Annotated in this window: 17 protein-coding genes; 6 read left to right on the top strand and 11 right to left on the bottom strand. The window is 62.4% G+C overall.

Annotation, left to right across the window (positions count from 1 at the left end):
• Window positions 1–26 precede the first annotated feature (26 nt).
• Window positions 27–485 carry a transposase gene (locus HX814_RS09105; protein ID WP_003213801.1) on the top strand — a complete coding sequence of 153 codons (459 nt, stop codon included), beginning with the start codon at window positions 27–29 and terminating at the stop codon, window positions 483–485.
• Between the two features lie 330 nt (window positions 486–815).
• Entirely contained in the window at window positions 816–2657 is a 1842-nt protein-coding gene (ilvD, locus tag HX814_RS09100; protein ID WP_134327477.1) for a dihydroxy-acid dehydratase, read from the top strand.
• Window positions 2658–2850: 193 nt separating this feature from the next.
• Here ilvD and HX814_RS09095 read toward each other — a convergent pair whose 3' ends face one another.
• Entirely contained in the window at window positions 2851–3909 is a 1059-nt protein-coding gene (locus tag HX814_RS09095) for a phosphorylcholine phosphatase (protein ID WP_003213803.1), read from the bottom strand.
• A gap of 241 nt (window positions 3910–4150) precedes the next feature.
• On the opposite strand from HX814_RS09095, the gene HX814_RS09090 reads away from it, so the two are divergent.
• Window positions 4151–5542, top strand: a complete 1392-nt coding sequence (locus tag HX814_RS09090) for an L-cystine transporter (protein WP_003213804.1) — start codon at window positions 4151–4153, stop codon at window positions 5540–5542.
• Between the two features lie 94 nt (window positions 5543–5636).
• Here HX814_RS09090 and HX814_RS09085 read toward each other — a convergent pair whose 3' ends face one another.
• On the bottom strand, window positions 5637–6149 hold the full coding sequence (locus HX814_RS09085) for a dihydrofolate reductase (protein WP_177009091.1): 513 nt from the start codon (window positions 6147–6149) through the stop codon (window positions 5637–5639).
• A gap of 90 nt (window positions 6150–6239) precedes the next feature.
• Between HX814_RS09085 and HX814_RS09080 the strand changes: the two genes are divergently transcribed.
• Together HX814_RS09080 and HX814_RS09075 are read left to right on the top strand one after the other, a co-directional pair.
• On the top strand, window positions 6240–7619 hold the full coding sequence (locus HX814_RS09080) for a DUF2868 domain-containing protein (protein ID WP_177009090.1): 1380 nt from the start codon (window positions 6240–6242) through the stop codon (window positions 7617–7619).
• Window positions 7612–8985 (top strand): DUF3482 domain-containing protein, encoded by a 1374-nt coding sequence (locus tag HX814_RS09075; RefSeq protein WP_003213808.1) that lies wholly within the window; start codon window positions 7612–7614, stop codon window positions 8983–8985. Before HX814_RS09080 ends, HX814_RS09075 begins: the two co-directional genes overlap by 8 nt.
• Here the strand turns inward: HX814_RS09075 and HX814_RS09070 are convergent.
• The 7 genes from HX814_RS09070 to HX814_RS09040 all read right to left on the bottom strand — a co-directional run bounded on the left by HX814_RS09070 (window position 8982) and on the right by HX814_RS09040 (window position 17992).
• A complete protein-coding gene (locus HX814_RS09070; protein ID WP_003213809.1) occupies window positions 8982–9536 on the bottom strand; it encodes a phosphonate degradation HD-domain oxygenase in 555 nt (184 codons plus the stop codon). The two genes, HX814_RS09075 and HX814_RS09070, sit on opposite strands and share 4 nt — an antisense overlap.
• Window positions 9536–10660: a TIGR03364 family FAD-dependent oxidoreductase gene (locus HX814_RS09065; protein WP_177009089.1), complete on the bottom strand. Its 1125-nt coding sequence runs from the start codon at window positions 10658–10660 to the stop codon at window positions 9536–9538. The genes HX814_RS09070 and HX814_RS09065 overlap by 1 nt, the downstream gene beginning before the upstream one ends.
• 125 nt (window positions 10661–10785) lie before the next feature.
• Entirely contained in the window at window positions 10786–11802 is a 1017-nt protein-coding gene (locus tag HX814_RS09060; protein ID WP_177009088.1) for a putative 2-aminoethylphosphonate ABC transporter substrate-binding protein, read from the bottom strand.
• Window positions 11803–11825: 23 nt separating this feature from the next.
• Window positions 11826–13550, bottom strand: a complete 1725-nt coding sequence (locus tag HX814_RS09055; protein ID WP_177009087.1) for a putative 2-aminoethylphosphonate ABC transporter permease subunit — start codon at window positions 13548–13550, stop codon at window positions 11826–11828.
• 1 nt (window position 13551) lies between these two features.
• The gene (locus tag HX814_RS09050; RefSeq protein ID WP_023659299.1) at window positions 13552–14616 is read right to left on the bottom strand and encodes a putative 2-aminoethylphosphonate ABC transporter ATP-binding protein; all 1065 of its coding nucleotides are present in this window, start codon (window positions 14614–14616) and stop codon (window positions 13552–13554) included.
• A 225-nt stretch (window positions 14617–14841) separates the two neighbouring features.
• Entirely contained in the window at window positions 14842–15705 is an 864-nt protein-coding gene (locus tag HX814_RS09045) for a LysR family transcriptional regulator (protein WP_008438952.1), read from the bottom strand.
• Window positions 15706–15721: 16 nt separating this feature from the next.
• Window positions 15722–17992 carry a heavy metal translocating P-type ATPase gene (locus tag HX814_RS09040; protein WP_177009086.1) on the bottom strand — a complete coding sequence of 757 codons (2271 nt, stop codon included), beginning with the start codon at window positions 17990–17992 and terminating at the stop codon, window positions 15722–15724.
• Between the two features lie 85 nt (window positions 17993–18077).
• Between HX814_RS09040 and cadR the strand changes: the two genes are divergently transcribed.
• Complete coding sequence (gene cadR, locus HX814_RS09035; RefSeq protein WP_003213819.1) at window positions 18078–18527, top strand: Cd(II)/Pb(II)-responsive transcriptional regulator; 450 nt, start codon at window positions 18078–18080, stop codon at window positions 18525–18527.
• A 124-nt stretch (window positions 18528–18651) separates the two neighbouring features.
• Here the strand turns inward: cadR and HX814_RS09030 are convergent, their stop codons facing one another.
• Together HX814_RS09030 and lgt are read right to left on the bottom strand one after the other, a co-directional pair.
• Entirely contained in the window at window positions 18652–19485 is an 834-nt protein-coding gene (locus HX814_RS09030) for a thymidylate synthase (RefSeq protein ID WP_008438950.1), read from the bottom strand.
• A gap of 51 nt (window positions 19486–19536) precedes the next feature.
• Complete coding sequence (lgt, locus tag HX814_RS09025; protein ID WP_003213823.1) at window positions 19537–20349, bottom strand: prolipoprotein diacylglyceryl transferase; 813 nt, start codon at window positions 20347–20349, stop codon at window positions 19537–19539.
• Window positions 20350–20365 lie beyond the last annotated feature (16 nt).

The following is a 20365-nucleotide window of genomic DNA, read 5'->3' as shown; positions in this document are numbered from 1 at the left end:
TCTACCCACACGAAGAGGACGAAGGAATGTCCACCCAGCAAAACGCCCATCGGCTGCGTAAAGGCCGCTATTCGGAATCCGGCCGCATTTACCTGCTCACCGCCGTCACCCATCAACGACAGCTGGTCTTCCAGGACTGGCGCATTGGTCGCCTGCTTGTTCGCGAATTCAGAAAGGCTCAGGACGACGGCGAGGCGACCTCACTGGCCTGGGTCGTGATGCCGGACCATTTCCATTGGCTGGTGGAATTGCACAACGGCGATTTGCCGAGACTGATGCGGATTACCAAGTCGCGAAGTGCCCACGCCATTAACAAAGCGAGGAGTTGCCACGGGACACTTTGGCAAAAGGGCTACTTTGATCGGGCGCTACGCCGGGAAGATGACCTGAAAGCAACAGCTCGATACATCGTCGCCAATCCATTAAGAGCAGGGCTGGTTGAGCGTATCGGCGACTATCCGCTCTGGGACGCCATGTGGCTGTGAAATACGCAACCCTGTAGGAGCGAGCTTGCTCGCGAAAAACCAACAGACGACACGGACCACCTGATAGCGCTGCGTTACCGTTGACGTTTTTCGCGAGCAAGCTCGCTCCTACAGGTAGACGGCCATTCCCTCCGGCCGCCAGCGGTGTAGAATCGGACCTATTCATCGCCAGTCATCCCCCGGCGGGTTTATGAGCTCGAGGCCCAAGCAAGCGGCGATCCCGCGACGCGAGTGGCAACTTCCGGACACACGGCCATTTTTCGGGTGTTCCAGTCGTCAATTAGAAGCTCACTCCCCTTTAGTACTTGATTAGCCGCCCGGAGTGCTCCAATGCCTGATTACCGCTCGAAAACATCCACCCACGGCCGCAACATGGCCGGCGCCCGCGCACTGTGGCGCGCCACGGGGATGAAAGATGACGACTTCAAGAAGCCGATCATCGCGATTGCCAACTCGTTCACCCAGTTCGTACCCGGCCACGTCCACCTCAAGGACCTGGGCCAACTGGTCGCCCGCGAGATCGAACGCGCCGGCGGTGTAGCGAAAGAATTCAACACCATCGCCGTGGATGACGGCATCGCCATGGGCCATGACGGCATGCTGTATTCCCTGCCGAGCCGCGAGATCATCGCCGACTCCGTGGAGTACATGGTCAACGCCCACTGCGCCGACGCCATCGTGTGCATCTCCAACTGCGACAAGATCACCCCCGGCATGCTGATGGCCGCCCTGCGCCTGAACATCCCGGTGATCTTCGTCTCCGGCGGCCCGATGGAAGCCGGCAAGACCAAGCTCGCCTCCCACGGCCTCGACCTGGTGGACGCCATGGTCATCGCCGCCGATTCCAGCGCTTCTGACGAGAAGGTTGCGGAATACGAGCGCAGCGCCTGCCCTACCTGCGGTTCGTGCTCCGGCATGTTCACCGCCAACTCGATGAACTGCCTGGTGGAAGCCCTGGGCCTGGCCTTGCCGGGCAACGGCTCGACACTGGCCACCCACAGCGACCGCGAGCAACTGTTCCTGCAGGCCGGCCGCACCATCGTCGAGCTGTGCAAGCGCTACTACACCGAGAACGATGAGTCGGTGTTGCCGCGCAACATCGCCAACTTCAAGGCGTTCGAAAACGCCATGACCCTGGACATCGCCATGGGCGGTTCCACCAACACCATCCTGCACTTGCTGGCCGCCGCGCAAGAAGCCGAGATCGACTTCGACCTGCGGGACATCGACCGCCTGTCGCGCCACGTGCCGCAACTGTGCAAAGTCGCGCCGAACATCCAGAAGTACCACATGGAAGACGTGCACCGCGCCGGCGGGATCTTCTCGATCCTCGGCTCCCTGGCCCGTGGCGGCCTGTTGCACACCGACCTGCCGACCGTGCACAGCAAATCCATCGCCGAAGGCATCGCCAAGTGGGACATCACCCAGACCACTGACGAAGCCGTGCATCACTTCTTCAAGGCCGGCCCGGCCGGCATCCCGACGCAGACCGCGTTCAGCCAGTCGACCCGTTGGGAAACCCTCGACGACGACCGTGAAAACGGCTGCATCCGCAGTGTCGAGCATGCCTATTCGAAAGAGGGCGGCCTGGCCGTGCTGTACGGCAACATCGCGCTGGATGGCTGCGTGGTGAAAACTGCCGGTGTGGACGAGTCGATCCACGTGTTCGAAGGCCGCGCCAAGATCTACGAAAGCCAGGACAGCTCGGTACGCGGCATCCTCGCTGACGAAGTGAAGGAAGGCGACATCGTCATCATCCGTTACGAAGGCCCGAAAGGCGGCCCGGGCATGCAAGAGATGCTGTACCCGACGTCGTACCTGAAATCCAAGGGCCTGGGCAAAGCCTGCGCCTTGCTGACCGACGGCCGTTTCTCCGGCGGGACCTCGGGCCTGTCCATCGGCCACGCTTCGCCGGAAGCTGCTGCGGGCGGCGCCATCGGCCTGGTGCAGGATGGCGACAAGGTGCTGATCGACATTCCGAACCGCTCGATCAACCTGTTGATCAGCGATGAAGAACTGGCGGCACGCCGCATCGAGCAGGACAAGAAAGGCTGGAAGCCGGTGGAGAAGCGTCCGCGCAAAGTCACCACCGCGTTGAAGGCTTATGCCCTGCTGGCCACCAGTGCCGACAAGGGTGCTGTGCGTAACAAGGCGATGCTTGACGGTCTGTAAACCTCGCCCATAAAAATGCCCCGCCATGTGCGGGGCATTTTTTTGCCTGGAGATTATTCCCCAAACAAAGGTGATCAACTGTGGGAGCGGGCTTGCTCGCGAATTGCGGTGTGCCAGTTACTGAATAAGCTGGCTGATCCACCGCCTTCGCGAGCAAGCCCGCTCCCACATTTTTGACCGAGTCCAGCCGTACTTACTGAATCTCGTCCGGCTTGACGATCACCCAGTTTTTATCCGCCGTCACCGGCAACCCTTCCTTGGCCTGGGCCGCAGCGTGCTTGGCCATCATGCCGTTGAGCTGGGTCATGTATTTGTCTTTACGGTTGATCCACAGGTGGATGCCGCCCTTGGCCACGTCCACGTCATGGAACAGCATGTAGCCGTCACTGGTCGGCGTGTCGCCACCGACGATCACCGGTTTTTTCCACTCGTCGATATAGGTCAGGATCGCCGCGTGCTTGCCGGCCATCCAGGTGGCCGGGGTCCACAGGTACGGGGTCAGCTCCAGGCCGAGGTTGGCCTTCTCGTCATACTTGCCGGCGGCAATCTGCTTGCGGGCGGTGGTCAGCTCGCCGGTCTTGCGGTCCTTGAGCAAGGTGCTCACGCCGATGACATTCTCGGGTTTGACGTTGTAGCCGTACTTCGGATCGGCCGCGACCATGCGCACCAGTTCCTCGGACGCGGCGGTCATCACGTAGACCTCGATGCCGTTTTCCATCAGCTTGTTAAACAGCTCAGCCTGGCCGGTGAAGACCTTCGGCGGCTGCACTTCCATGTTCTTGACCACGTCACCGTCGTAATAGGTGACCGGCACCGGCTTGCCCGACGCCATCATCTCGTCGACGTAGCCCTTGAGTTCCTTGAGGGTGAAGCCGGAGAAAATCTGCGCGACCCACGGGTAGCAGACCATGTCGTCGACTTCGCAGAGGCGGTAGTAGTAACTGAACAGGCTTTCCTTGTGGTCGGCGGTGTCTTTGAACGGGATCAGCTTCAGGGAAGGGTCCATGGTGTCGCGGGTAATCAGGCCCTTGTTTTCCAGGTACGGCAGCAATGACTCTTCAAGGTCGTAGCGATAACTGGTGTTGTCCATGTCGAACACCGCGAAGTTGCCCTTGTTGGCATTGGCAGCAATCATCGTGTCCAGTTGCTTGGCGGCAGCCGCCGGCCAGTGTTTCAACTCGGTGGCGGCAAAGGCCTGGCTCGCGAGGCCCAGGCACAGCGCGGCGGCAAACAGTTTCGGCGCTAGCTTCATGTGCGTTTTCTCCCTGAGTGAAAGACATCGACGCTAACAAATCTGTATGACAGTTATCGCCCGAGCGCGACCGCTTTCGTCGTGATCGCGCCAATGCCATACGCCTGCGCGTCACCCGCTTATTCCAAAAACGACAGTCACCATGCGATAACGTTATTAAATCAATATATTTCAAGCTGTTAGGCTTGCCGGTTCGCAATCGCAGGCTCCTGCGATTGGCTGCCTTCTCAACGGAGCTTCAATGAATCTGCCCCTGATTCTCAACTTACTGGTGTTCGTGGCCTTGCTGCTGGGCCTGGCACAAACCCGCCGAACCAACTGGAGCCTCGCCAAGAAGGTGTTGTTTGCGTTGGTACTCGGCGTGATCTTCGGTGTGGTGCTGCACGCGATCTACGGTGCCGGCAACCCGGTGCTCAAGGCCTCGATCGGCTGGTTCGACCTGGTCGGCAACGGTTACGTGCAGTTGCTGCAAATGATCGTGATCCCGCTGGTGTTTGCCTCGATCCTCAGCGCCGTGGCCCGTCTGCATAACGCCTCGTCCCTGGGCAAGATCAGCTTCCTGACCATCGGCACGCTGCTGTTCACCACGGCAATCGCGGCGCTGATCGGTATCGGCCTGACCAACCTGTTCGGCCTCACCGCCGAAGGCCTGGTGGCCGGCACCCAGGAAATGGCGCGCCTGCAAGTGATCCAGAGTGATTACGCGGGCAAGGTCGCCGACCTGAATATCCCGCAACTGCTGCTGTCGTTCATCCCGCAGAACCCGTTCGCCGACCTGGCCCGGGCCAAGCCGACGTCGATCATCAGTGTGGTGATCTTCGCTGCATTCCTTGGGGTTGCCGCGCTGCAACTGCTCAAGGATGACGTGGAAAAAGGCCAGAAAGTCCTCAACGCCATCGACACCCTGCAAGCCTGGGTGATGCGCCTGGTGCGCCTGGTGATGAAACTGACCCCCTACGGCGTATTGGCGCTGATGACCAAAGTGGTCGCCAGCTCCAACCTGCAAGACATCATCAAGCTCGGCAGTTTTGTGGTGGTGTCGTACCTGGCCCTGGGCCTGATGTTTGTGGTGCACGGCCTGCTGCTGTCGCTGGCCGGGATCAACCCGCTGCGGTTCTTCCGCAAGGTCTGGCCGGTACTGACGTTTGCCTTCACCAGCCGCTCCAGCGCCGCGAGCATCCCGCTGAGCATTGAAGCGCAGACCCGTCGCTTGGGGATTCCGCAGTCCATCGCCGGCTTTGCCGCCTCGTTTGGCGCGACGATTGGCCAGAACGGTTGTGCCGGCCTTTATCCGGCGATGCTGGCGGTGATGGTTGCGCCGACCGTGGGTATCAACCCGCTGGACCCGCTGTGGATCGCGACCCTGGTGGCGATTGTGACCTTGAGTTCGGCCGGTGTGGCGGGCGTGGGCGGCGGTGCGACGTTTGCCGCGCTGATCGTGCTGCCGGCGATGGGCTTGCCGGTGTCACTGGTGGCGCTGCTGATTTCGGTTGAGCCGCTGATCGACATGGGCCGTACCGCGTTGAATGTGAACGGTTCGATGACGGCGGGGGCGATTACCAGCCAGATCATGCAGCAGACGGATAAAGAACTGCTCAATGCCGATGAGCATGCGGAATTGGCGCAGGCCTGACAGACCGCTATCGCAGGCAAGCCAGCTCCCACATTTAACCGGTTTTTTCAGTAATACTCGGTCAACTGTGGGAGCTGGCTTGCCTGCGATGCTCTTAGGCTTTTTCCCAGACTTCGAAGTTGTACGCCGGCTTGTCACCCTCAGCCGCATTCTCGACATTCGACACCAGCTTCCACTGGTTCAAATCAAACTCGGGAAACCACGCATCGCCGTCCGGGCTCAACGCCACCCGCGTCAAATACAGGCGATCCGCCTGCTCCAGCCCCTGGGCATACAACTGCGCGCCGCCGATCAGCATCAGCTCATCCACGCCCTGCGCCTTGGCCCATTCCTCAGCCCGCTCCACGGCCGCGTCCAGTGACGGAAAAACTTCCGCACCTTCCAGCGCCCGATCGGTCTGACGGCTGACCACAATGTTCAACCGGCCCGGCAACGGTCGACCCAGGGAATCCCAGGTCTTGCGCCCCATGATGATCGGCTTGCCCAAGGTGGTGGCCTTGAAATATTTGAAATCCCCCGGCAAATGCCAGGGCATGCTGTTGTCGACGCCGATCACACGGTTTTCACCGAGGGCTGCGATCAGGCTTAAAGGGAGAGTTTTTTTCATGGCGACGAGAATACCAGAGGCGCGCGCGGCATACCCCAACCGGCGTTCCAGCGGTTATGCTCCAACCTCACTGGCTCAACAGGACGGCGCGTGACAGCTCTGAATCCCCTGCAAACACTCTGGCTGACCGAAACCGTGCGCTTGCGCGAGGAACACGCCGGCGCCCTGGAAGACCAGGAAGCCAATCGCCTGGCCCGCAGCAGCGGCGGCGACTTGCCCACGCGCATTCAAAACCGCGCACTATGGCTGGCTGAACGCGATGGCCTGACCGCTGCCCTGACCCGCTGGCTGCAAGGCGCGCGCCTGGCGCTGATCCTGCTGGCGGTGGTTGCCATTATCAGCGGTGCCGGCCTGGCGTTTGCCGCGCTGGGCAACGGGCTGGCGCCAGTCAATGTGTTCTGGGCCCTGGGCAGCCTGCTGGGCTTGAACCTGATCCTGTTGTTGAGCTGGGCCCTGGGCCTGCTGTTTGCCGGTGAACACGGCGCCAGCCTCGGCCGCCTGTGGTTATGGCTCAGCGAAAAACTCGCCCGCGACGCCAAGGCCGCGCAACTGGCGCCCGCCCTGCTGCTGTTGCTGCAACGGCGCAAACTCAATCGCTGGGCGGTCGGTGTACTGGTCAACAGCTTGTGGCTGCTGGCCCTGCTCAGCGCCCTGGTGATCCTGCTGACGCTGTTGGCCACCCGGCGCTACGGTTTTGTGTGGGAAACCACCATCCTGCGGGCCGATACCTTTGTCGCCGTGACCCAAGCCCTCGGCGCCCTGCCCGCCTTGCTCGGCTTCAATGTGCCCACTGTCGAGATGATCCGCGCCAGCGGCGATGCCGCCCTGAATATCGAAAGCGCCCGCCAGGCCTGGGCCGCCTGGCTGGTGGGCGTGCTACTGGTGTACGGCATCCTGCCGCGGCTGATCCTCGCGCTGCTGTGCCTGTGGCGCTGGAAACGCGGGCGCGCCGCCCTGAGCCTCGACCTTAACCTGCCCGGCTACAGCCAACTGCGTGAACGTCTGATGCCCAGCAGCGAACGGCTTGGGGTCAACGATGCGGCGCCCGAACAGTTGCACCACGTGACCGGCGGCGTCAGCGAACTGGAAAGCAACGGCGCCCTGCTGGTGGCCATCGAGCTGGACGACCAGCGCCCATGGCCGCCGAAGCTCCCGGCCAGTGTCAAGGACGCCGGCATCCTCGACAGCCGTGAATCCCGCAACAAGCTGCTGGAGCAACTCACCCGCTTCCCGCCCGCACGCCTGGCCATTGCCTGCGACCCGCGGCGCTCGCCGGATCGCGGCAGCCTCGCGCTGATTGCCGAACTGGCCCGCAGCGCCACCGCCACTCGGGTCTGGCTGCTGCAAGCGCCCGCCGGCCAAGCCCTGGATGCTGAGCGCCTGGGTGATTGGCACACGGCCTTGCAACAACTGGAGATACCGTTCGCCGATTGCGCGCCGCTCACTTGGCTGGAGACCGGTCATGACTAAGCCCCTGAAACTTGCGGTGGTCGGCCACACCAACGTCGGTAAGACCTCGTTGCTGCGCACGCTCACGCGAGACGTCGGCTTTGGTGAAGTCTCCCATCGTCCCAGCACCACCCGGCATGTCGAAGGTGCGCGCTTGTCGGTGGACGGCGAAGCCTTGCTGGAGCTGTACGACACGCCGGGCCTGGAAGATGCCATCGCCCTGCTCGATTACCTCGAACGCCTGGACCGCCCCGGCGAACGCCTCGACGGCCCGGCACGGCTGGCGCGTTTTCTGGAAGGCAGCGAGGCCCGGCAACGCTTCGAACAGGAAGCCAAGGTGCTGCGCCAACTGCTCGCCTCCGACGCCGGGCTGTATGTGATAGACGCCCGGGAGCCGGTGCTGGCCAAGTACCGCGATGAGCTGCAAGTGCTGGCCAGCTGTGGCAAGCCGTTGCTGCCGGTGCTCAATTTTGTCAGCAGCGCCGACCACCGCGAGCCGGACTGGCGCGAAGCCCTCGCCCGCCTCGGCCTGCACGCGCTGGTGCGTTTCGACAGCGTCGCGCCGCCGGAAGACGGCGAGCGCCGGCTCTATGAAAGCCTCGCCCTGCTGCTGGAAAACTCCCGTGGGCAACTGGAACGGCTGATCCTTGATCAGGAAGCCCAGCGCCAGGCCCGCCAGCAAAGTGCCGCGCGGCTGATCGCCGAACTGCTGATCGACTGCGCCGCCTGCCGCCGCAGCGTGGTCAGCGAAGCCGAAGTGGAACAGCAGGCCATCAGCGAACTGCGAAAAGCCGTGCGCCAGCGCGAACAGCGTTGCGTGGAAGCCTTGCTCAAGCTGTTCGGCTTCCGCCCGCAGGACGCCGCCGCCAGCGATTTACCGCTGCTGGACGGGCGCTGGGGCGATGACCTGTTCAACCCCGAGACCCTCAAGCAACTGGGCGTGCGGGTCGGTGGCGGTATCGCAGCCGGCGCGGCGGCCGGCGCAGGTGTGGATCTACTCGTAGGCGGCCTGACCCTCGGCGCCGCCGCCCTCGCCGGAGCCATCGCGGGAGGCGCGCTGCAAACTGCCCGCAGTTATGGCAGCCGCCTGCTGGGCAAGATCAAGGGCCAGCGCGAGCTGACCGTCGACGACAGCGTGCTGCGCCTGTTGGCCCTGCGCCAGCGGCAACTGCTCAAGGCCCTGAACCTGCGGGGCCATGCGGCGATCCACAGCATCAAGGTCGACACACCCCAGGACAAGACCTGGCGCGAAGGCAAATTGCCGGAAGCCCTGAACAAGGCCCGCGCCCATCCGCAATGGTCGTCCCTCAACCCGCACCCCAGGTTGAGCCAGGCCGAACGCCAGGAACAGATCGAAGCCCTGGCCCAGCGCCTGGACGAGACCTAAGCCGCCAACAACTGCCGGGCCTTGGATTTCAACACTTCAAGGTCCAGCACCGGCACGTGCATTTCCTTGGCTTGTTCATCCCAGTGACGCATGCGCAGGCTGACGGCACACAACGGGTCCTGCTCAAACGCCCGGGCTTCCTCGGCGGTCATCACGCCGCCCTGGTAACCCAGGGTGCGGCGGCTGGCCTCGCTCAACCGCGCATAGTAGTCCGGCTGGCTGAAGGTCAGGTAACGCTTGGCCTGCACGTGGTATTCCACCAGTTTTGCCAGGCGCTCGCTGAAGCCCGCCCGGCGCAGATAATCGGCGCCCAGCCGTTCATGGCTGACCACACCATAACCGCCCATGTTCTCGCCACCTTGGCCGCAGATATGCCCGATATCGTGGAAGAACGCCGCCAGCACCACTTCATCATCGAAGCCCTCAGCCATGGCCAACTGCGCGGCCTGGGACATGTGTTCGATCTGCGAGACCGGCTCGCCAATGTAATCGGCGGTGCCGTGTTGTTCGTACAGGCCGAAGACCTCGGCGATTGCCTGCTCTGCTGTCATCACGCACTCCCCCACAGCTCAGTGATATTGCGCTCGGCCATCGCCGGCCCGACGCTCATGCCCACGCCGGTGTGCATCAACGCCGCGCTCACCCCCGGCGCCGCCCGCGTGAACGAGAACGGCCCCGGCCCACGGGAACCATAGACGCCCTGCCAGCGCTCCACGACCTGGATCTTGCAGCCCAGGGTATGTTCGGCCAGTTCGATCATCCAGTTGTCCACCTGTTCGGCGTTGAACGGTGAAGGATCGCTGCCGTAATGGTGAGAATCCCCGATGATCAGTTCGCCATAGGGTGTCGGGCTGATCAGCAGGTGAATACCGTTTTCATGCAGGTGCGGTACATCCCGCAGAATTTCGGCCTGTACCGGCGCGGCTTCCGGCAAGTCGGCGAAGGCGCCGTAGTGCACGCAGCTGAGGCCGGTCAGCAGCGCGTGTTGCAGGTTCAACTCCACCACTGGCCGGGCGCGCAGCATTTGCAGGCGGCAGATTTGCGGGTTGAGTTCGCCGATCTGCTCGGCCAGCAGCGTCTGGTAGTCGTGACCGGAGCAGACAATGATCTGCTCGCCGCGAAAGGAGCCGGTAGTGGTGTGCACCTGGCCGGGTTCGATGTCGCGCACCAGGTTGGAGAAATGAAACTCCACGCTCAGTTCGCGGCTGAGGTAGTTGATCAGCGCCGGGATAGCCTCGCGCGAATACAGTTGTTGATCATCCAGGCCGTGAAGCGCAGCGCGGTGATGGGCGAACTGGCCACCGTACAGCTCGTGCAGGGCGGCGCCTTGCAGCAACTTGACGCGATAACCGTGTTCTTGCGCGCGACCGGCGCAGAAGGCTTCAAGCAAGTGCTCTTCGGCTTCGGTGCGGGCGAACAAATAAGAGCCGTTGCGCTTGAGCTGGATGCCGGCGAGTTGCGCCCACTGGCCCCAGATCTCGCGGCTTTCCCGCGCCAGGTCGAGCATGGGCCCCGGCGGCTGGCCGGTGACCAGTGCCTGGCCAAAGTTGCGCACGGAAGCACCCAGCGGTGTGGCGCTACGCTCGAAGACCTTGACCTTGAGGCCGCGTTTGGCGGCCGCATAAGCGTGGGACAGGCCGAGGATGCCGGCGCCGATGATCAGCAGTTGTGTCATGAAGACCTCTCGTTCCCACGCTCCGCGTGGGAATGCATCCTGTGACGCTCCGCGTCACGACTACAAAAGCGGACGCAGAGCGTCCAGAGCAGCGTTCCCACGCAGAGCGTGGGAACGATCGGTGGTTATTGTTTTTCCGACTTGCCGTCATAGCGCTTGCGCCATTCGGTCAGGATGCTGTCGCGGTTTTTCGACGCCCAGGCAAAGTCGTTCTTGATCAGCCGCTGCTCATAGTCAGCCGGCAATTCGGTCTGCGGCTTGGCAATACCCGGCTGAGCCAGTACCGCGAAGTTTTCCTTGTACAGCTCCATCGCCGCGGGACTTGCGGAGAAGTCGGCGAGTTTCTGTGCCGCGTCTGCGTGGGCAGTGCCCTTGATCACGGCAGTGGCTTCGATATCCCAGCCCAGGCCTTCTTTCGGCAGGATGATGTCCAGCGGTGCGCCCTGGCGCTTCAGCTGAACGGCCGGGTATTCGAAGGAAATGCCGATCGGGAATTCGCCCGAGGCGGCCAGCTTGCAGGGCTTTGAACCGGAGTGAACGTACTGGCCGATGTTCTGGTGCAGGTCGTCCATGTACTGCCAGCCCTGCTTCTCGCCGAAGGTCTGCAACCAGGCGCTCACATCCAGGAAACCGGTGCCGGACGAGGCCGGGTTGGGCATCACGATCTTGCCCTTGTACTCAGGCTTGGTCAGGTCCTGCCAGCTCACCGGCTTGCTCAGGCCCTGCTTTTCGGCTTCGACAGTGTTGAAGCAGATGGTCGCAGCCCATACGTCCATGCCGACCCAGGCCGGAGGATTGGCGGCGTCGCGGTAGTTCGCACCGATCTTGCTCAAATCTGCCGGTGCGTAGTTTTGCAGCATGCCCTGCTGATCGAGAATCGCCAGGCTGGAAGCTGCCAGGCCCCAGACCACATCAGCCTGCGGGCGGGCTTTTTCGGCAAGCAGCTTAGCGGTGATGATGCCGGTGGAATCGCGCACCCATTTGATCTCGATGTCCGGGTTAGCCTTTTCGAAGGCTTGTTTGTAAGTCTTCAATTGCTCGGCTTCGAGGGCCGTGTACACGGTCAACTCGGTCTTGGCGGCAAAGGCATTCAGGCTGAACGCAGTGAGCACAGCAGCGGCTAACGCCAGGGGCTTGAACATGGTGCAGTTCCTTTATGGGTGAATTATTGGCCGGGCGCGGTTTGGCGCCAGGCCTGGGAGCGGCGCAACAAGCCGCGTGAGGCCCACGCCAGCAGCAAGGACACGCCCGCCGAGGTGAACAGGATCAGGGTCGACATGGCCGCCGCACCGCCGACGTTGCCGGCGTCGTCCATGTTCAGCACGGCGACGGCGGCGAGAATGGTGTCGGGGCTGTAAAGGAAGATCGCGGCGGAAACGGTGGTCATCGCCGAGACGAACAGGTAGCGCACGATGTCCAGCAGCGCCGGCAGGCAGATCGGCACGGTGACCCGCAGGTAATGGCGGTACAGCGGCGCCTTCAGCGACAGCGCGGCGGCTTCGAATTCCGCGTCCAGTTGGCGCAGGGCCGTGGTGGCGGTCATTTGGGCGGTGGTCAAATAGTGAGCAATGGTGCACACCACCAGCAACGTCATGGTGCCGTAGAGCACATGCAGCGGGTTGCCGTTGAGGTTGAAAAAGAACACGTAGCCCAAGCCGAGCACCAACCCCGGCACCGCCATCGGCACGAAGCTGAGCATGCGCAGCGCCAGGTTCAGGCCCTTCTGGCCCCTGGTCTTTTCCATCAGGTAGGCGCCGGTGAAGATCAGCACGCTGCCGATCAACGCGGTGCACAGGGCCATGGTGATGCTGTTGCGGTAGGCCAGCCAGCCGCCGCCGGCCGTGTCTTCGAACTGGTAGTGGGCCAAGGACAGCGACAGGTTGTAGGGCCAGAATTTCACCAGGGATGAGTAGACCGCCATGCCGAACACCAGCAGCAGTATCGCGCAGATCAGCAGGACGATGGCCAGGTAGCAGCCATCCCGCAGTTTCGACGGCGCCGGCTGGAACACCTGGGCGCGGCCGCTCATGGAGTCGCCGTGACGACGGCGTAGCCAGGCGTCGACACCGAAGCTGAACAGTGCCGGCAGCAGCAGGACCATGCCGATCAAGGCACCGCGGCCGAATTGCTGCTGGCCGACCACAGCTTTGTAGGCTTCCAGCGCCAGTACTTGATAGTCGCCACCGACTACCACGGGCACGCCAAAGTCAGTGATGGTCAGAGTGAACACCAGGCAAAACGCGGCAAACACGGCCTGGCGCGTCGCCGGCCAGGTGATGCTGCGAAACGCCCGGGCGGGACTCGCGCCCATGCTCGATGCGGCGTCAAACAAACGTGCATCCGCCAGGGAAAGCGCCGACAACAGGATCATCAAGGCATGGGGAAAGGTGTAGATCACTTCGCCGAGGACGATGCCCCAGAAGCCATAGATGTTGTCCGACAGCAGCCCGCGCAGCATGCCCTGGTTACCGAATAGGTAGACCAGCGCAATCCCGGGCAGCATCGACGGCGCCATCAACGGCAGCAGCGACATGCCACGCCAGATCGCCTTGCCGGGAATCAGCGTGCGTTGCAGCGCGTAGGCAAACAGGTAAGCCAGCGGTACGACGATGACCGCCACGCTGCCGGAAACCTTCAGGCTGTTACCCAGCAACCAGTGGAAGTTATCGCTGGTGACCAACTCCCGCGCCGCCACCAGGCCACCGCCCTGCCCGGCTTCACTGCTGAAGCCGCGCCAGAAGATCGCCAGCAGCGGCAGCAGTACCGCAACGCCCAGCAGGCACAGCCATAACAGCTTGCCGCCGACCACAAAAATACGGTCGCCGACTTCGGCACGGGAAACCTGACGAGCCACGTTATCGGGTATCGGCAGAGTCATATCGCGGGCCATCTCAGGCAAACACCTGCAGGCTGCGCGGGGGCAGCGCGACCCAGATGTCCTGGGCGCCAAGGCGCGGCATGGCTTCCGGGGCCAATTCGGCCAGCAGCGGATGGCCGGGCAGTTGGTCCAGCTCAAAGCTCATGCGGCAGCGGTTGCCGAGGAAAGTGATCTCGCGGACCTTGGCCGGGAACAGGTTTTCTTCATGCACCGGCGGGTTGACGCTGATGGCTTCCGGGCGGCAGAACAGACGGCCCGATTTCGCGACGCCTGCGTTGTCCGCCAGGCGCATATTCATGCCGCCAACCTGAGCGTGGCTGGCGCTGTTGCGACTGAACGGCAGCCAGTTGCCCTGGCCGACAAACTCGGCCACAAACGGTGTGGCCGGGCGGTCGTAGATTTCCTGGGGCGTGGCGTACTGCTCGACCTTGCCGTTGTTCATCACGGCAATGCGGTCGGCCATCAGCATGGCCTCGTCCTGGTTGTGGGTGACCATCAGGGTGGTGATGCCCAAGCGGCGCTGCAATTGGCGCAGCTCGGTGCACAGATGCTCGCGCACCCGGGCGTCGAGGGCCGACATGGGTTCGTCCAGCAACAACAAGGACGGCGCCGGCGCCAGGGCGCGAGCCAGTGCCACACGCTGTTGTTGGCCGCCGGAAAGTTGGCCGGGGTATTTCTTTTCGCTGCCCACCAAACCCACCAGTTCGAGCATCTGCCCGACACGCTTGCGCACTTCATCACGGCCACTGCCGGTGAGGCCGTAGCCGATGTTCGCTTCCACGGTGAGATTGGGAAACAGCGCGTAGGACTGGAACAGAATGCCGTAGTCCCGAGCCTGGGGTGCCAGTAGGGAAACATCGCGGTCGCCGAGGTACAACTCGCCGCTGTCCTGGCGCTCCAGGCCGGCGATGCAGCGTAGCAAGGTGGTCTTGCCGCAGCCCGACGGGCCCAGCAGGCACACCAGTTCGCCAGCGGCGACGTCCAGGGACACGTTATCCAGCGCGGTGAAGGCGCCGAAGCGTTTCTGTACACCGCGCACCTTCATTGGCGCGCCGGGATTAGTCATGGCTGTGTTCATGGAGGCACCTCATCAAACTGATGAAGATCATCCTAGGCAGGCAATGCGTCCCTCTTGTGGCAGAAAGGCAAAACGTGGCGATAGTGGTATTGGTGGATTTGGGTTGTGCCAACAGATTGTTCCTACGCTCTGCGTGGGAATACATCCTGTGACGCTCCGCGTCACGACCTTAAGAGCGGACGCGGAGCGTCCAGGCCAGCATTCCCACGCAGAGCGTGGGAACGATCAGAGCGGCGACATTTCCTGCGCCAACCCCAGGAACGCCGCCGGCAACCGGGCGCCCTTTCGCTCTTTGAGGCAGTACAAATACTCGGGAATCTGCGGCGCATTTTCGATGGTCAGCACGCGCAATTGCGGGTCGTGGGGCACTTCCTGGCGGGCAATGATGCTGATGCCGATATTGCGCAGCACTGCCTCACGGATCGATTCCCGGCTGCCGATCTCCAGCAACGGCCCGTAACTCACGCCGGCGCCCTGCAACATCTCTTCGGTCAATCGACGGGTGGTCGACCCCGGCTCGCGCATCAGCAAGGTATGCCCGGCCAGCGCGGTCAGCGGTACATGTTCAAGTACCGCCAGCGGATGATTGCGATGCACCGCCAGCACCAGCGGGTCCATGCCCAGTACCCGCCGGATCAGGCGCGGGTCTTCAAGCAATTGGGACGAGGCGGCGACGTCGACGCGGTAGTCATCCAGCGCTTCCAGCACCTGCTGGGAGTTGCCGATCTCCACCGAAACCTCGACCTGCGGCAGCCGCTCGCGGAAGGTCTTAACCAGGTCGAGGATGTAATAAGGTGCCGTCGCGGCAATCCTCAAGGCCCCTTGTACCTGGCCACTGTTGCGCAGGAAAAACTCGATGTCCGCTTCCTGCTGCAACAGCGCCTTGACCATCGGCAACAGCCGCGCGCCTTCGTCGCTGACGGTCAGGCGGCGCCCGCCACGGTAGAACAATTCCACCGAGTACTGGCTTTCCAGGTGACGAATCTGGGTGGTCACCGTGGGCTGGCTGAGCCCGAGCTTTTTCGCCGCCTGGGTAATGCTGCCCAGGCGGGCGACCATGTAAAACGCCTTCAGCTCGGCACTCAGCACACCACCCTCTCATCGACTATTTGCGCAGCAGGCGCAGACCATTGAATACCACCAGCAGGCTCACGCCCATGTCGGCGAACACCGCCATCCACATGGTGGCCATCCCAAGGAAGGTCACCGCCAGGAAGATCGCCTTGATCACCAGGGCCAGGGCAATGTTCTGCTTGAGGATACTCGACGTGCGCCGCGACAGTTGAATGAATGCCGGAATCTTGCGCAGGTCGTCGTCCATCAGCGCCACGTCGGCGGTCTCGATGGCGGTGTCGGTACCGGCCGCGGCCATGGCAAACCCGATCTCGGAACGGGCCAGCGCCGGGGCGTCGTTGATGCCGTCGCCGACCATGCCCACCCGGTGGCCCTTGGCGTAGAGCGCTTCGATGGCTTGCAGTTTGTCGGTGGGCAACAGGTCGCCCTGGGCCTGGTCGATGCCGACCTGATCGGCGATTGCCTTGGCGGTGTGGGTGTTGTCGCCAGTGAGCATCAGGGTCTTGATGCCCAGGTCATGCAACTGCTGGATGGCTTCGCGGCTGGTGTCTTTCACGGTGTCGGCCACCGCGAACAGCGCCAGCGGGCCGGATTTATCCAGCAGCAGGACCACGGACTTGCCTTGTTTTTCCAGGGCGAAGAGTTTTTCTTCAAGGGCCGGCGAGCACAGGTTCAGCTCTTCCACCAGACGGTGATTGCCCAGGTAATAGATCTCTCCATTGATCTCGCCCTTCACACCGCGCCCGGTCAGGGCCTCGAAGTTATCCACAGTGTGCACGGTGAGGTTTTTGTCCACAGCCGCGTTGGCGATGGCCAGGGACACCGGATGATCGGAGCGCCCGGCCAGGCTCGCGGCCAGGGCCGGTGCGCTGTCTTCCATGTTCGGGAACAGCGCCAGGTAATCGGTTTGCACCGGCTTGCCGTGGGTGATGGTGCCGGTCTTGTCGAGGGCCAGGTAGTCGAGTTTGTAGCCACCCTCCAGGTACACACCGCCCTTGATCAGGATGCCTTTGCGCGCCGCGGCGGCCAGGCCGCTGACGATGGTCACCGGGGTGGAAATCACCAGTGCACATGGGCACGCGACCACCAGCAGTACCAGTGCGCGGTAGACCCATTCAAACCACACACCGCCCATGAAGAGCGGCGGGATCAACGCCACACCCAGGGCAAAGATGAACACCGCCGGGGTGTAGACCTTGGCGAAGGTGTCGACAAAACGCTGGGTTGGCGCGCGGGCGCCCTGGGCCTGTTCCACGGCGTGGATGATCCGCGCCAGGGTGGAGTTGTTGGCGGCTGCAGTGACTTTGTATTCCAGGGAGCCGGCCTGGTTGATGGTGCCGGCGAAGACTTTGTCGCCCACGGTCTTTTCGATCGGCAGGCTTTCACCGGTAATCGGCGCCTGGTCGATGGTGGACTGGCCGGAGGTGACTTCACCGTCCAGGCCAATGCGCTCGCCGGGACGAACCCGCACGATGGCGCCCAGTTCAATGACTTTAACCTCCTGTTCAACCCAACTGCCATCTGCCTGACGGACCGTGGCCTGTTCCGGCGTCATCTGCATCAAGCCGCTGATGGCGTTACGTGCGCGGTCCAGGGACTTGGCCTCGATCAACTCGGCCACGGTGAACAGGAACATCACCATCGCCGCTTCCGGCCACTGGCCGATCAGGATCGCGCCGGTGACGGCGATGCTCATCAGGGCGTTGATGTTCAGGTTGAGGTTTTTCAGGGCGATCCAGCCCTTTTTGTAGGTGGTGAGGCCGCCGCTGAAGATCGAGATCAGCGCGACCAGGGCAATCACCCACGTCGGGGCTGCGTTGGTGAAGTGCAGCACTTCAGCACCCAGCGCGCCCACGCCGGACACAGCCAGCGGCCACCAGTGCTTCTTCGCCGGCGGCTCAGCCGGGGCGACGCCTTCTTCGATGGGGTCCGCCTGCATGCCCAGGGACTTGATGGCGTCGATGATCGGCGCGGTAGTTGGCAGGTCGTGGGTGACGCCCAGAATGCGGTTGATCAGGTTGAATTCCAGCTGCTGCACACCCGCAAGCTTGCCCAGTTTGTTCTGGATCAGCGTCTGCTCGGTGGGGCAGTCCATGGCTTCGATGCGGAAGGTGCTCAGCCGCGAGCCCGCTGTCGGGGCTTCGGTCAGCTTCACCAGCGCCGGCGCGGCCTTGCTGGAACAGCAGGAATCGCCATGGCTGCCATGGTCGTGCTTCTGCACAGGTTTGAGCTTGGGGCCGTGATCGTGCGCGTGGTCATGATCATGGTCGTGCTTGTGCGGGGTGTGGATGGAATCGCTCATTCTGTCGCGTCCGTAAAGGTGCCTGTTGCCAAGTAAAGACCCTGTAGCCACTATAGGGTCAAGCATCCTTTAGGAGATTGCTGCGATGAAGATCGGCGAATTGGCAAAATTGACGGATTGCCAGGTGGAAACCATCCGTTATTACGAGAAAGAAGGCCTGCTGCCGCCGCCTGCGCGCAGTGACGGTAATTACCGGCTGTACACCCAGGCGCACACCGAACGGCTGGTGTTTATCCGCAACTGCCGCAGCCTGGACATGACCCTTGAGGAAATTCGCAGCCTGCTGGGCCTGCGTGACAGTCCTCAGGACCAGTGCGAAAGCGTGAATGCATTGATTGACGAGCATATCCACCACGTCAAGGCGCGGATCGACGGGCTTATGGCGTTGCAGGAACAGTTGCTCGACCTGCGCCAGCGCTGTGGCGGCGGGCCGGATCTGGATCAGTGCGGGATTTTGCAGCGGCTGGAAGTCAGCGGGAGTGTCGCGGCCAGCGAGGCTGAGCCCTCACATGTGGGCAGAAGCCACGGGCATTGAATGTGTACACAAAAAAATGTGGGAGCGGGCTTGCTCGCGAAAGCGGTGTGTCAGCCACTGAATGTGTTTCTGATACACCGTATTCGCGAGCAAGCCCGCTCCCACATTTGGACCGAGATCGCTTTTAGATCGCTACATCGGCCTTGATGCTCGGATCAGCGTCATAGCCCACGATTTCAAAGTCTTCGAATTTGTAATCGTAGATCGACGCGGGTTTGCGCTTGATCACCAGTTCCGGCAGCTTCTTCGGCGTGCGCGCCAGCTGGGTCTGGATCTGTTCCATATGGTTGCTGTAGGCATGGGTGTCGCCCGTGGTGACGATGATCTCGTGAGGGATCAGGTCGCACTGCTGGGCCAGCATATGGGTCAGTAGCGCCAGGGCCGCGGTGTTGTACGGCAGGCCGAGGAATACATCTGAGCTGCGGATGTACAACTGCATCGACAGATGACCGTCATGCACAAACGCCTGGTACAGCAGGTGGCAAGGTGGCAGCGCTTGCTTGCCGTCCCGGGCGTTCTGCTGCGGGCTTTTGGTCTCGTCCGGCAGGTACTCGACGTTCCAGCCGTGGAACAGGATGCGGCGGCTGTTGGGGTTGGTCTTCAGCGTCTCGACCATGTAGTCGATCTGGTTGATCTTGCCGCCGTCCTTGGTGGGCCAGGCGGTCCACTGCTCGCCGTACACCGGGCCCAGGTCGCCGTCTTCGGTGGCCCATTCGTCCCAGATTTTTACGCCATTCTCGTTCAGCCACTTGATGTTGGTGTTGCCACTCAACATCCAGATCAATTCGTTGGCGATGCTTTTGAAGTGAAGCTTCTTGGTGGTCAGCAGCGGGAAGCCGTCGGCCAAGCTATGCCGAAACTGACGGGCAAACACGGCCTTGGTGCCGGTGCCGGTGCGGTCGCCCTTGGTCAGGCCATTGGTCACGACATCGTTCAGTAGTTCGAGATATTGCTTCATGTGTATACCTGTATCGTTGAAGCCGGGACCCTCGGGCCCCGGCGTTCGAATTTAAAGCGCGGTGTTCTTGATGCCTTGCGGGCGATTGTAAGCCCACCACAGCAGGCCCAGGCCGGCGATGATCATCGGCAGGCTGAGAATCTGACCCATGGTCACCCAGCCCCACGCCAGGTAGCCCAGTTGCGCATCCGGCACCCGTACGAACTCGACGATAAAGCGGAAGATCCCGTAGAACAACGCGAACATCCCCGAAACGGCCATGGTCGGGCGTGGCTTGCGCGAGAAGATATAGAGGATCAGGAACAGCGCCACGCCTTCCAGGGCGAACTGGTACAGCTGCGACGGATGACGCGGCAATTGCGCCGGGTCGCTGAACGGCGGGAACACCATGGCCCACGGCACGTCAGTCGGCTTGCCCCACAGTTCGGCGTTGATGAAGTTGCCGATGCGCCCGGCACCCAGGCCAATCGGCACGAACGGCGCGACGAAGTCCATCAACTGGAAGAACGACTTACCGTTACGCCGGCCAAACCACCAGGCGGCGATCATCACCCCCACAAACCCGCCGTGGAACGCCATGCCGCCCTTCCACACCTCGAAGATCAGCGTCGGGTTGGCGATGTAGGCTGGCAGGTCGTAGAACAGCACATACCCCAGGCGTCCGCCGACGATGACCCCCATCGACATCCAGAACACCATGTCGGAGAGCTTCTCCTTGGTCCAGGTCGGGTCGAAACGGTTCAGGCGCCGGGAAGCCAGCAGCCAGGCACCGCCGATGCCGATCAGGTACATCAACCCGTACCAGTGGATTTGCAGCGGACCGATGGCCACGGCCACCGGGTTGATCTGCGGGTAAGGCAGCATTGCGACTCCTCGTTAA

The sequence above is a fragment of the Pseudomonas sp. C8002 genome, assembly GCF_013385765.1.
GTDB lineage: Bacteria > Pseudomonadota > Gammaproteobacteria > Pseudomonadales > Pseudomonadaceae > Aquipseudomonas.
Note: the sequence above shows the minus strand (reverse complement) of the source record. Positions and strands in the feature narration are given on the sequence as shown.

Excerpts from the sequence above, each read along its gene's own strand:
- HX814_RS09060 (WP_177009088.1), bottom strand. The coding sequence starts at position 11,802 with ATGTTCAAGCCCCTGGCGTTAGCCGCTGCTGTGCTCACTGCGTTCAGC.
- HX814_RS09095 (WP_003213803.1), bottom strand. The coding sequence starts at position 3,909 with ATGAAGCTAGCGCCGAAACTGTTTGCCGCCGCGCTGTGCCTGGGCCTC.
- HX814_RS09030 (WP_008438950.1), bottom strand. The coding sequence starts at position 19,485 with ATGAAGCAATATCTCGAACTACTGAACGATGTCGTGACCAATGGCCTG.
- lgt (WP_003213823.1), bottom strand. The coding sequence starts at position 20,349 with ATGCTGCCTTACCCGCAGATCAACCCGGTGGCCGTGGCCATCGGTCCG.
- HX814_RS09085 (WP_177009091.1), bottom strand. The coding sequence starts at position 6,149 with ATGAAAAAAACTCTCCCTTTAAGCCTGATCGCAGCCCTCGGTGAAAAC.
- HX814_RS09050 (WP_023659299.1), bottom strand. The coding sequence starts at position 14,616 with ATGAACACAGCCATGACTAATCCCGGCGCGCCAATGAAGGTGCGCGGT.
- cadR (WP_003213819.1), top strand. The coding sequence starts at position 18,078 with ATGAAGATCGGCGAATTGGCAAAATTGACGGATTGCCAGGTGGAAACC.
- HX814_RS09065 (WP_177009089.1), bottom strand. The coding sequence starts at position 10,660 with ATGACACAACTGCTGATCATCGGCGCCGGCATCCTCGGCCTGTCCCAC.
- HX814_RS09075 (WP_003213808.1), top strand. The coding sequence starts at position 7,612 with ATGACTAAGCCCCTGAAACTTGCGGTGGTCGGCCACACCAACGTCGGT.
- HX814_RS09055 (WP_177009087.1), bottom strand. The coding sequence starts at position 13,550 with ATGGCCCGCGATATGACTCTGCCGATACCCGATAACGTGGCTCGTCAG.
- HX814_RS09040 (WP_177009086.1), bottom strand. The coding sequence starts at position 17,992 with ATGAGCGATTCCATCCACACCCCGCACAAGCACGACCATGATCATGAC.
- ilvD (WP_134327477.1), top strand. The coding sequence starts at position 816 with ATGCCTGATTACCGCTCGAAAACATCCACCCACGGCCGCAACATGGCC.
- HX814_RS09070 (WP_003213809.1), bottom strand. The coding sequence starts at position 9,536 with ATGACAGCAGAGCAGGCAATCGCCGAGGTCTTCGGCCTGTACGAACAA.
- HX814_RS09090 (WP_003213804.1), top strand. The coding sequence starts at position 4,151 with ATGAATCTGCCCCTGATTCTCAACTTACTGGTGTTCGTGGCCTTGCTG.
- HX814_RS09105 (WP_003213801.1), top strand. The coding sequence starts at position 27 with ATGTCCACCCAGCAAAACGCCCATCGGCTGCGTAAAGGCCGCTATTCG.